Origin of the sequence: Acidithiobacillus albertensis, from assembly GCF_001931655.1 — a bacterium.
GTDB classification, from domain to species: Bacteria; Pseudomonadota; Gammaproteobacteria; order Acidithiobacillales; family Acidithiobacillaceae; genus Acidithiobacillus; species Acidithiobacillus thiooxidans.
Genome location: NZ_MOAD01000001.1, coordinates 2586241 through 2596862, shown reverse-complemented (window position 1 = coordinate 2596862; position 10622 = coordinate 2586241). Strand labels below are relative to the sequence as shown.

The following is a 10622-nucleotide window of genomic DNA, read 5'->3' as shown; positions in this document are numbered from 1 at the left end:
GGGGGGGGGGGGCTGTTAAATAACCGTTACCGTAACAATTTCATGGTGTTTTTCGCGTCTGCTGAGTCCCCACGTTACACTGAAAGCCAATCCTTGGGTTCATCCTAACAAAGGTACCAAAAGTCCCAGGGTTTAGCCCCCCCCCAGTTAAGCTTCTGCTGAACGCTCATTCCTGAGCGCCTTTCCGGATCTGTTGGAAAATGGCGTTAGAAGGCCGTCCTGCCGATCCCCTGTTGGTCAATCACGTCACCAATGAAATGAGATCTGTTTTCTGTATCTTTATGTTCTTTAATGGGTTTGACGAAAACGTAAGGGGTTTTAAGTTTCGGGACAAGGAAAACGGATATTCTTTGGCACCCATACGCCCATTTGGGGGAGTGGCACGACGCATTCTCAAAACGACCGTTTTAAGAACATACAGAGTGTTTCCCCGAAACCCATGGTCCGAGACAGGAGAAATCACGGGGGATGCCAGAATGCTTGTGGCCCTTGTGAATTCAGGCTATTGCAGAGTTTCTTGTGGGACCTTTTGTACCTTTGTTGGGATCCACCCTCTGTTATGGCTAACGAGTTAAAAGCGTACCTGTGCGATCAGTCAGCAAAATTCTTTTCCTTCTTCACCCAGAACCTCGCTTATCCAGAAGTAAAACGGGACTATCCATAAGATCATCACAAGAGACTAACCATTCGAATGCGGGTGGGCCGTAATATTGGGGCAGTGATATCTGCAAGCTAAACCATATGACAACTGCCCGTATGCCAATGTAAAACGAATAAGGTAAGAATTAATCAAATATAAGATATAACGGTACGTCAAATCGCTCTCTAATTTTTTCAATTAATGATGGCTCTTTTACGTCACCCAGTATACGCTCTAAACGCATACGCGAAAGTTCAGCACGTTGAGCTTCATTCAATTCACACTCGTCTATTTCAAACGGGTCGATCCCGGCGAATTCATTTGATTCGGTAGTTTTATTAATTTCTTTCTTTTTCCAAAATATTCCCTTCATTTAATTATCCTAGTCGACCATATCAGCTTATGATACAACTGCCTCAACTATAGTTAAAGGGGGCTGAAGTTAAAATGGAACGAAAACGTAATTTAAAGTACGTTAAGGTCGCTGCATAGCCTATATTTGCTAGTTTTTGTATGTCCCATCACCAGATGGATCGGTTACAGGGACCTCGGTCCACATATTGCAGATTTCAGGATGATCAAAACCGATGTGCGAATTTCAGCGCATGTCCATCATGCTTTTTATATTACTTTTGTACACAAGATTAGCTTTTATCCGAAACTGATCTTTTTGGGACAGATTCACACAGAACTAGGCTCCAGATGCTTAACGTGCTTTAAATTCAGAGTTCTGAAGGGCCCCCAATTACACCGGAAAGCGACGAACAAGTTCCTCCTCGATTTCCCTTGGAGAATTGTTGGATAACGTCGCGTACGCGAGACAAATTGTTAAAGCTGCTCTGGATTTCGTCATCAGGGTCGTATGGACCACCCCAGACAAATACATATTCTTTGCCTTCGCCGTCCCATGGCGTTTCGTTCGCAGGGTCCTCGTAGCGATCAAGAAACCACCGCCGCATAGCAGCGATTTGAAGTTCCTTTGGGGCAGAAGCGATCCAATCATCATCCGGCTCAAAGAGACCACTATTGAAGCCGCCTGCTTCGGGTGGTAGCTGTGTCATGGTTTACGTATCTTATGAATGTGCATCGCGGACGGGATTGGGACGTCTAACGTAAATTCGACTGCACTGTCAGTGCAGTAAAAAACTGAATGACCTCCTTGCGGACTTACCGGACATAATGCACCGTTCTGTCTCGTGGGCCAAAAATCCTGAAGGGCAGATCGCCCGGTTTTTGCTCGGTTCTTCTGCTACCCAGAAGTGCCAATTATGGGACATTACGCTGAGCCTATTCATTTTGTCACTCAAAAATGGCCTGTATCCTGGTTATCACTTCGTTGACTATGGACTCTGGGACCATCTCGACAAACTTGCCGTCCCTTGCCATAAGATCAACGGTGCGAGATTGGTTGCTCATCACTATCCCCTGTGTTTTTGTTCCAGACCCCATCAAAGAGACTGCAAATCCCGCGAATCTAGCTTGATTGCCACCTTGAGTGATGGGGCAGACCCAAACCAGGCCAGAGCGATTGAAGGCTTCTCTCGATACGATTAGCACGGGACGATGACCTTGCTGTTCACGGCCTGATGTCGGGCTGAGGTTTGCCTGCCAAATCTCCCCTCGCCGTGGCCACCGCATCAAATTTCTTCGATTCCTGCTGACGGCGCATCTATCCACTCACGCTCTTCGGCGCTTATGGGCTGAGTAAAGTCACACTGCGATAGTAATTCGTCCAAGGTGTAACGCTTTTGTGCTGGTCGTGCTACCAGTGCGCCGTTTTCGATCTCCAATGAGACTGCTTGACCTTCGCCGACGCCCCAACTCCGTATGGTCGTGGCAGGTATGCGTAGGGCCATGCTGTGCCCCCACTTCTGAATTTTGGTCTGATTCATGCGCGTCCCCTGTGCTTGACGAATAAACATTGTAGATTCAAATTAACCATTGCGCAATCTAAGGGAGGCCACTTGAAGGGGGTTGAACCACAAACCGCCGAAATTTCCGTCACTCCATATCCAGTCCATTGCAGGTTTAGTCTCGCAATAGCAGTGAGATGGTAATGTGTTTCGGCTTCCTGACGAAATGAGGGATAGCCGTGAAGAGCACTGTGCATGATTCTTTAAGTGTCGCTTGTCTGCATCCCCTGCAGGGTTTCGACCAGTAACTGATCCGCCGAGTCGACACGGATGAAGCCGAGGCGTGGATATTCCAGATCACGAATCACGAAAATGGTGACGGTCAGCGCGGCGGAAAAAATGATGACCTGTAGCCAGGGGATGCGCTTGTGTTCGGTCATGCCATAGCCTGCCAGCAGGGCAGAAATCCAGGATAGTGCGAAAAGCAGGAAGTCAATAATCTTTGGTGGATGACTTCGGGTGGCGGCAATGCGGGTGGTGGTAATATCAAACATGGCATTCAGTGCACGACTGACCAGGCTTAATATGGCTGTATTGCCGGTGTGTTGGGCCGCGAGGATCGCTTCTGTCCAGATTTGGTGCTGTAATTGAACGCTACGTTGATAGGCGTCCAGAGCTGCAGGGGTGTTGTTACCTATATGCTGATATGTTTCCAGGCGGGCTTGTAGGTATTTTTGCATTTTTTGGCGGAGAGCCATCTGTTGTGCTGCTGGCAATAAATCCAGCCGCAGATAGGCGGTGCCGACCGCATTGGCTTCTTCGGTAATCAAATCGCGGCGGTGTTGAAAGCGTTCGGCGGCACCTGAAAAGGAAAACGCCAACAGTAATCCCAAAAGCCCGAATACGGCTCCGTTCAGTGCCCCGGAACCCCCGTCGGCCCGACTACTTTTGCCGAGTTGGAAGCCTACAAAAACACATAAAATCAAACCAATAAACAATGCTGCAGAGTACACCCAGGGATTAAAAGTTGACGGATTCATAAAGTCCTTTGGAAACATATGGAGAGGCCTGATTAACTTGGGAATAGTTTGCCCCATGCGGTGCTTTTTCGCTAGAATCCAGACAGCAAAAATGAACAGTTGGTCCGAAAGCTCCGAAAGGTTACTTGTTCAATAAACGCATTATCTGACAGAGGCAGGCAATTCATGAAAATTCTGGTAGTGGGTGGTGCGGGTTATATTGGCAGCCATATGGTAAAACGCCTGCTTCAGGGTGGGGCAGAGGTGGTGACTCTGGATAATCTTTCTGGTGGTTATCGTGATGCAGTTTGTGGTGGCGCTTTTGTTTATGGAGATATTGCGGATACCCGGTTGCTGAATCGGATTTTCTCAACGCATTCATTTGCTGCAGTCATGCACTTTGCTTCTTATATTCAGGTGGGAGAATCCGTGCAGGAGCCTTCCAAATATTATCAGAACAATGTCAGTAATACGCTGAATCTTCTGGATGTGATGGTTGCATTTGATGTCAAAAAATTTATTTTTTCTTCTACAGCAGCGATTTTTGGTGAACCTCAATATACGCCCATTGATGAAAATCATCCCAAAGATCCCATCAATCCTTATGGACGGAGTAAGTGGATGGTGGAGCAGGCGCTGTCTGACTATGATCGCGCTTATGGCCTCAAAGCTGCTTGTTTGCGCTATTTTAATGCGGCAGGGGCGGACCCTGATGGGGAGCTGGGTGAACGTCATGATCCGGAGACGCATCTGATTCCGCTGGTATTACAGGCCGCTTCCGGGCGACGGACCCAGATCCGTGTGTTCGGGCGTGATTATGAGACACCCGATGGGACCTGTATTCGTGACTATATTCATGTGACTGATCTGGCTGAAGCACATTGGCTGGCACTGGAACATCTTCTCGCCGGAGGCGACAGTTGCGCTTTTAATCTTGGCAATGGTAACGGTTTTTCGGTTCAGGAAGTCATTGATGTTGCCCGGCAGGTGACGGGCAAGCCCATTGCTTGTGAAGATGAAGCTCGACGTGCAGGGGACCCCGCCCGCCTGGTAGCGGACTCACGCAAAATCCGTGAACAGTTGGGGTGGAAGCCCCGCTATGCGGGTCTGGCCACCATCATCGCCGATGCCTGGCGTTGGGAGACCCGCTAAGGGCTCGTTCCGTGCCAAGGCAATCAGGCGCGAGGCACTCATGTGCATGGCACTCAGGCAGCAGGGATGCAGCCCCGGGCACCGACACTACCCTCCAGTTTCTGGATGAACTCCGGCGTGTGGTGCACGTCAATTCCGTGCTTCATCTCCATTTCCAGCCCTTTGGCCGTTTTAATGCAGTACAACAGGGCGGGGGTGGCCGTTTCTCCGGTCTGATGCAGCAGTTGGGTATTGGTCTTGACCGCCGCCTCGTCGACCGCAGGAATATGACTCAGGGGTTTGGTGCTGCCTTCTTCGGTATGCAAATCAAAGCCTTTTTCGTTATTGGCCCAGGCTTCGGCAGGATTTTTTGCAGCGAGAATGGTTGCCGCCTTGGCCGGGCTGGAAGGCTTGAGGAAGCCGACAGGAACCACTTTTACCCGGACTTTGCCTTCGGCTACCGGTTGTTGCAGCGATTCCCAGAGCAGATGACAGAAAATACAGTTGGGATCCATGAACACGACCATCAGCGGTCCCGAATGTCCTATGGTAAAACCCGGTGCTGCCAAGGCTGCGGGCGCAATTTTTTCGGCAGGTACTTTGGCGGGTTGAGGCAGGTACTTGTCTGCATAATGTCCGGTGATGTTTTCCTGCTGGGCATTTACTACCGGACCCAATAACAGATATTTGTCGGACAGCATCCATAGTATGCCCTGTTGGTGCTGGTCAGTTTCAACGACAATACCCGTCAGGCTGTGGACGGGACCGGGAAAGACTTTGGTGACATGGATTTTATCGTGGAAATTTTGCTGGACCAGGTGTTCCGCCGGTTTCAGATTGGAGGTGGTGACGCTGGCGCAGCCTGCAAGCAAAAAGCCTCCTGTGAGTAATGCTAGGTTGCGAAACTGTCTGTTTAACGTCATTTCTTATCATCCTCAGGCTGATTTGTTGAACATAATGTCACCATCCTAGCAAATACCCTTATCTGTCGCATCCCGATCCGTCAGAACTGATCAATCAGCGTTACTAAGGCAGAGTGCGTTGTTGCAGGGTATGAAATGGCTACCGGGGACCGGATCAAAATAAAAAAATGGCACTCATCCACAGACCAATGCCTCCGGCAGCACTGATCCCTGCTATGGCAAACAACCACTTACGTCTGGTCAGCGCGGTTATGGAAGCCAATGATATGGCAATTTGCAAAAAAATCATGGCAATTTCCAGATTATTATGGGGGCGGTTGAGATGCGCCGACTCCCGGTTGGCCGCTTCAGATTTTTGCTCCATTTCCGTGGCGCTTTGCTGAATGCTGACTTTCTGTTGTTCATATTTTGCAATTTTTTCTTTAAAGCCGACGGCTTTGTCAGGGGCAAGAATAATGGCCAGCTCCATCATGTGCAGCTTGGTGCTGACGGCCTGATAGTAATTCCACTGGTCAGCAGCCTTGGCCTTTTCCAAAACGGCTTCATTTTTTTGGAGTAGTACCTCATTCATCAAGTGGGTCCCCTGATAACTGACAATGGCGCCAAATGCCGCGAGGATAGCGGTAAATATGGCGACCCACTGACTCAGGCTGTGGCGTTCTCCGCCATGGCCTCCGGCAGCATGATGAACCATTTCTTCGTGGGGTGGGTGGCTATGCAGTCCATGTCCGCTCATGACTTCTCCAGCTTGGTCAATCGTTGATTTGCGGCTATGCTCATGAGATTGCCGGTTCAGGTCAAGTGCTTTGTGGTCTTTCCCGGAAATGCATTCAGGAGGGTTATTGATGGTCATGCAAATACCAGCTCCCCAAGGAGAGCAACCAGACGCCACTACGCCCGGAATGGCCGTGCTTGCAGGTGGTTGCTTCTGGTGTACCGAAGCTGTTTACCTTGCTCTGGAAGGGGTCGCCCGGGTGGTTTCGGGTTATACCGGAGGAGCCCGGGAAACAGCCAATTATCGGGCGGTCTGTAGTGGTACGACCGGTCATGCCGAGGCGGTGCAAATTTATTTTGATCCGGCGCGTTTGTCATTTGGCCGGCTGTTGCAGGTTTTTTTCGCCGTGGCCCATGACCCCACCCAACGCAATCGCCAGGGGAATGATGTGGGGACACAATACCGCTCGGCTATTTTTGCCGTAAATGCTGCCCAACGGCAGATGGCTAACGATTATATTGCAGAACTCAATGCGACAGGATTATTCGGGCAACCCATTGTAACTGAAGTAACTCTTCTGGAAAACTTTTATTCTGCGGAGGACTATCATCAGGATTATGCTCGCCGTAATCCTGATCAACCTTATATCTGCGCGGTTGCTTTGCCCAAGGTGGAAAAATTGCGGCATACTTTTCCACAGTATTTACAGACCAAGGAGTCTTAGGAAATGCCCACTTCATCTGCAGGATATGACTTGACCTCCATTGATGCCAATACTCGTGCCGAAATGGCTAAAGATTTACCCGCAGAGGTGCGCCACGTGTTATTTGAGCATGGTACGGAACCGCCGTTTTGTGGAGGCCTGCTCCATGAAAAGGAGGCCGGTAACTACTTGTGTGCGCTTTGTAGTCTGCCCTTGTTTCGCTCGGCCAACAAATTTGAGTCAGGAACCGGCTGGCCCAGCTTTTGGGAGCCTTTCGCCCCAGATCATATCCGTGAATTGACTGACACCAGCTATGGCCGGGTGCGTACGGAAATCCGCTGCGCCCGCTGCGACAGCCATCTGGGGCATGTGTTTCCGGATGGGCCTGAACCCACTGGCCTGCGTTATTGCCTCAATTCCGCCGCCCTCCGGTTTGAACCCGAGGCAGGATGAGTCCGAGAACAACAGGCAAGGGATATTGGAGCAAAAAGCTTCCTGTCTAACTGTCGCTTTCAGGATGAATGCGTGCCCGGTTTTCGGGAAGGTTGTCGTGCGTGGCCGCAAAGTTGTCGGCCATTTTCTTTCTGAGTCGGGTGATTTCTTCAGGGCTATGTTTGCGAGAAATGCAGGCATGGTAGGCTTGATGTGCCGTTGCAAGTGCGGAGTCCGCGAGACCGTGGGCATCCAGATATTTTCCCAAACGACAATTATGCGCGTCATCCAGGCTGGGAAGCTTGCCCAGAATCGCTGGTGCAATCTGATACAGGCTGTCGAATTGCAAATGCGAGGCGTAAGCACCCAACAGGGTTTTAGGCTGATTGTTTTGTGGCTCTGGCGTCCAGGCCTGAAGCCAGGGTAGCAGTGCTTGTTCGGGCATGGGCCGTGCAATGGCGTAGCCCTGAACGCAGTCCACCCCAAGAACAGCCAGAGCATCCAGCGTCTCCGGCGTTTCCGCCCCCTCGACCACATAACGCGAACCCATGGACAAGGCCAATGCGGCAATACTGCCGACAAAAATCAGATCTCCGGGTTGCTCGGGAATCCCCCGGACCAGACACTGGTCGAGTTTGACTTCATCAACGGCAATTTCTTTCAGGCGCAACAGCGAGGCGTAGGCGCTACCCACATCATCCAGGGCAACACGAACCCCCAGTGAACGAATGGTGGCGATTTTTTCCTGAGCCAGTTGCAGGGACAGAAAATCGCCATTTTCGAGAATCTCCAGGGTTAATTGTTCCGGTGCCAGCGCACTGTCGGCCAGAATAGCCTGCAATTCAGGCAGAAAATTGTCTGCAAAGAGGGCGTCCGGAGGGATGTTAACGGCTACTTCCAAAGGATACCCGGCAAGATGAAGCTGTTGTGCTGTCCGCGTGGCAATACGCAGTATTCTGCTGGTGAGCATTTGCGCTGCTCTGCTGTCCAGATGGGGAATAAACGTGTCGGGAAGAATAATCTCAGTGCCTTGCCGCAGGCGGGCGAGGGCTTCAATGCCAATGATGCGACCTGTTGCCAGGTGCAGAATCGGTTGATAATAAGGAATCAGGCCTTCATCCTGCTGCAGCAGTGTCAAATACGGCAGATTGCTTTCTCCAGAAAATACTTCTTCTCCCTGGAAGCTGGCCCAAAAGTGTTCGCGCTCCGTTTTATTGGCTTTGGCGGCATACAACGCCTGATCAGCATGGCGCAGCAGTATTTCGCTATCCCCTTCGTCAAAAGGAAAAATGGTGATGCCCAGGCTTCCGCCAATTTTGACGGTGATGTTACCGGGAAGAACATAGGGTCTTTCCAGCGCCTCGGATATCCGGAACATCACTTTTTCAACATCTTCCATGTTCTGGATGTTTTCCAGAATCAAAGCAAATTCATCACCTCCGACCCGGGCCACAAAATCTGTCTGTCGAAGTGCCTGCCCAAGTCTAGTAGCAACTTTTTGTAATAATACATCCCCGGCGGCATGACCATGCTGATCGTTGACGGGCTTGAAATCATCCAGGTCGAGCATGCAGATACCGAGTAATTTTTCTTCACGCTGGGCACGCTGGATGGCTTCGGGAATTCTGTCTAAAAGGGCCACCCGATTGGGCAATCGGGTGAGCGCATCATGACGCGCCATCCAGCTCTGGGTGATGCGTTCCTGATCAATGCGTTTTTTGAGATCCATTTCATCCAGGCCATAACCAATCAGTTTGCCTACCCGGGCAAGCGTGCCCAGGATTTCCTGGTCAAAAATGTTCTTTTCGCTGCTGGTCACACCGAGAATCGCCCAGATTTGCCCGTTACGCCGAATCGGGATGGTAGCGACGCTGGCCCAGTTTTGTTGTTCCATCAGATTATGTTGGGCACTCAAAGCCGGATCGTTGCGGTAATCATTACGGTATTGCAGGCGTTCAGATTGCCAGGTATCGCGCAAGAGGCTGGGACGATCTGAAAATAGCTGGATACCCAGATTACCGAGAATTCCGCTCCCGGTACCGGCACCAGCAAGGGCCTTGAAACAGCTAGCCTGATCGGGCTTCATGACGTAAGCAGTTTTGAACAGGGTTCCTTCCACAATGTGCTGGCAGGTTTTGCGAAACATCTCGGTTTCGGAGCGGGCCCGGATCAGAATGTCGCCTTCGGCGAGAAAAGCCCGATAGAGGCTATTTAAGCGATCGATGCGTATTTGTTGTTGATGACGACCAATGGCGATGCCCAACATGATGGCAAGGTGTCGTATGAGGTTCTGGCGATTAGGGACACGAAAAAACCCCGGAATTTTGCTGTACAGACCAATAGTGGCATAAGGCTTGCCATTGACCTTGACGGGAATGGTCACATTGGAGCGCCAGCCATATTTTTGGGAGGGTTCCTGCCAGGGGGCTGTGATCGGATCGCTTAGCCAGTCGTCGACATACACAATTTCGCCGCTGCGCCAGGCTTTTCCGGCGGGTCCCTGGCCGTAAGGACTGTCGTCCAGACGAATCTCAACACTGTTCAGGTATTCCTCCAACGCTTCACCACTGACCTGATCGCGGAGCAGGTGAATGCCATCTTCAGAATGGCCGATCCATGCACCATCCAGCCCGGAAATGGTCATCAACTTGTTGATCATCTGCCGCACACTTTCTTCCGGAGTGACCTCGCTGATCAGCAATTGATCAATGTCCTCAAGAATTTTGCGCTCTTCCAGAGCTACGGTTTCCATGCCTTGTAATTGGCGGGCCAGATCGGTGGCGAGTCTTTGCAGCAGATATCCGCGTAATTCGGGGGTGTCTTTAAAAAAGGGATTGAGCAGATCGAGCAGGCTGTCACTGTAAAGGGCCATGCTGTTGATCAGCCACTCACTTTGAATGCCCATTAAGGCATGGATCTTGCCGATTTCCTGTGAGCGCAGCGCAAAATCATCATCATCGTCTGGTAACAGCAGCGACAAGGAATGTTTGCATTGCTCTGCTTTCAGTCGGGAGACTCGTTCATTACCCAGACGCTTTAGTACAATCTCCAATTCGGGGTATTCCGCTACTTTTGCATAAAACTGTTCTACCGCCTGGGCAATGGCAGCCGAAAAATCGGCCTGCCGGTTCTGAAGCAGTGAACTGAGTAACTTACGGGATTTAAGGGGGAATGGACTGGACATGCTTTCCTGTGGGTTTTTCTAG

11 protein-coding genes are annotated in these 10622 nt (G+C 50.7%); 3 read left to right on the top strand and 8 right to left on the bottom strand.

Annotated elements, in window-relative coordinates:
• Positions 1 to 785: 785 nt before the first annotated feature.
• The 5 genes from BLW97_RS13350 to BLW97_RS13330 all read right to left on the bottom strand — a co-directional run bounded on the left by BLW97_RS13350 (position 786) and on the right by BLW97_RS13330 (position 3533).
• The gene (locus BLW97_RS13350; protein ID WP_065974831.1) at positions 786 to 1013 is read right to left on the bottom strand and encodes a hypothetical protein; all 228 of its coding nucleotides are present in this window, start codon (positions 1011 to 1013) and stop codon (positions 786 to 788) included.
• Between the two features lie 349 nt (positions 1014 to 1362).
• Positions 1363 to 1701, bottom strand: a complete 339-nt coding sequence (locus BLW97_RS19140) for a hypothetical protein (protein WP_143214884.1) — start codon at positions 1699 to 1701, stop codon at positions 1363 to 1365.
• A gap of 238 nt (positions 1702 to 1939) precedes the next feature.
• The gene (locus BLW97_RS13340; RefSeq protein ID WP_075323404.1) at positions 1940 to 2278 is read right to left on the bottom strand and encodes a type II toxin-antitoxin system ChpB family toxin; all 339 of its coding nucleotides are present in this window, start codon (positions 2276 to 2278) and stop codon (positions 1940 to 1942) included.
• A complete protein-coding gene (locus BLW97_RS13335; protein ID WP_010639395.1) occupies positions 2278 to 2532 on the bottom strand; it encodes an AbrB/MazE/SpoVT family DNA-binding domain-containing protein in 255 nt (84 codons plus the stop codon). The genes BLW97_RS13340 and BLW97_RS13335 overlap by 1 nt, the downstream gene beginning before the upstream one ends.
• A 224-nt stretch (positions 2533 to 2756) precedes the next feature.
• Positions 2757 to 3533 carry a bestrophin-like domain gene (locus BLW97_RS13330; protein WP_035210251.1) on the bottom strand — a complete coding sequence of 259 codons (777 nt, stop codon included), beginning with the start codon at positions 3531 to 3533 and terminating at the stop codon, positions 2757 to 2759.
• A gap of 165 nt (positions 3534 to 3698) precedes the next feature.
• On the opposite strand from BLW97_RS13330, the gene galE reads away from it, so the two are divergent.
• Entirely contained in the window at positions 3699 to 4664 is a 966-nt protein-coding gene (galE, locus tag BLW97_RS13325) for a UDP-glucose 4-epimerase GalE (protein ID WP_075323403.1), read from the top strand.
• A 53-nt stretch (positions 4665 to 4717) separates the two neighbouring features.
• On the opposite strand, the gene BLW97_RS13320 is transcribed toward galE, so the two are convergent.
• Both BLW97_RS13320 and BLW97_RS13315 read right to left on the bottom strand, forming a co-directional pair.
• Entirely contained in the window at positions 4718 to 5566 is an 849-nt protein-coding gene (locus BLW97_RS13320; protein WP_226860562.1) for a thioredoxin fold domain-containing protein, read from the bottom strand.
• A 154-nt stretch (positions 5567 to 5720) separates the two neighbouring features.
• A complete protein-coding gene (locus tag BLW97_RS13315; protein WP_242947811.1) occupies positions 5721 to 6419 on the bottom strand; it encodes a DUF4337 domain-containing protein in 699 nt (232 codons plus the stop codon).
• Here BLW97_RS13315 and msrA point away from each other — a divergent pair.
• Positions 6412 to 7005, top strand: a complete 594-nt coding sequence (msrA, locus tag BLW97_RS13310) for a peptide-methionine (S)-S-oxide reductase MsrA (RefSeq protein ID WP_075323400.1) — start codon at positions 6412 to 6414, stop codon at positions 7003 to 7005. The genes BLW97_RS13315 and msrA overlap by 8 nt on opposite strands.
• 3 nt (positions 7006 to 7008) lie before the next feature.
• Positions 7009 to 7437: a peptide-methionine (R)-S-oxide reductase MsrB gene (msrB, locus tag BLW97_RS13305; protein ID WP_075323399.1), complete on the top strand. Its 429-nt coding sequence runs from the start codon at positions 7009 to 7011 to the stop codon at positions 7435 to 7437.
• A gap of 46 nt (positions 7438 to 7483) precedes the next feature.
• Here msrB and BLW97_RS13300 read toward each other — a convergent pair whose 3' ends face one another.
• Entirely contained in the window at positions 7484 to 10600 is a 3117-nt protein-coding gene (locus BLW97_RS13300; RefSeq protein ID WP_075323398.1) for an EAL domain-containing protein, read from the bottom strand.
• Between the last annotated feature and the right edge of the window lie 22 nt (positions 10601 to 10622).

Bases quoted from the DNA above. Each gene is read 5' to 3' on its own strand.
- BLW97_RS13350 (WP_065974831.1), bottom strand. From the start codon at position 1,013: ATGAAGGGAATATTTTGGAAAAAGAAAGAAATTAATAAAACTACCGAA.
- BLW97_RS19140 (WP_143214884.1), bottom strand. From the start codon at position 1,701: ATGACACAGCTACCACCCGAAGCAGGCGGCTTCAATAGTGGTCTCTTT.
- BLW97_RS13340 (WP_075323404.1), bottom strand. From the start codon at position 2,278: ATGCGGTGGCCACGGCGAGGGGAGATTTGGCAGGCAAACCTCAGCCCG.
- BLW97_RS13335 (WP_010639395.1), bottom strand. From the start codon at position 2,532: ATGAATCAGACCAAAATTCAGAAGTGGGGGCACAGCATGGCCCTACGC.
- BLW97_RS13330 (WP_035210251.1), bottom strand. From the start codon at position 3,533: ATGAATCCGTCAACTTTTAATCCCTGGGTGTACTCTGCAGCATTGTTT.
- galE (WP_075323403.1), top strand. From the start codon at position 3,699: ATGAAAATTCTGGTAGTGGGTGGTGCGGGTTATATTGGCAGCCATATG.
- BLW97_RS13320 (WP_226860562.1), bottom strand. From the start codon at position 5,566: ATGACGTTAAACAGACAGTTTCGCAACCTAGCATTACTCACAGGAGGC.
- msrA (WP_075323400.1), top strand. From the start codon at position 6,412: ATGGTCATGCAAATACCAGCTCCCCAAGGAGAGCAACCAGACGCCACT.
- BLW97_RS13315 (WP_242947811.1), bottom strand. From the start codon at position 6,419: ATGACCATCAATAACCCTCCTGAATGCATTTCCGGGAAAGACCACAAA.
- msrB (WP_075323399.1), top strand. From the start codon at position 7,009: ATGCCCACTTCATCTGCAGGATATGACTTGACCTCCATTGATGCCAAT.
- BLW97_RS13300 (WP_075323398.1), bottom strand. From the start codon at position 10,600: ATGTCCAGTCCATTCCCCCTTAAATCCCGTAAGTTACTCAGTTCACTG.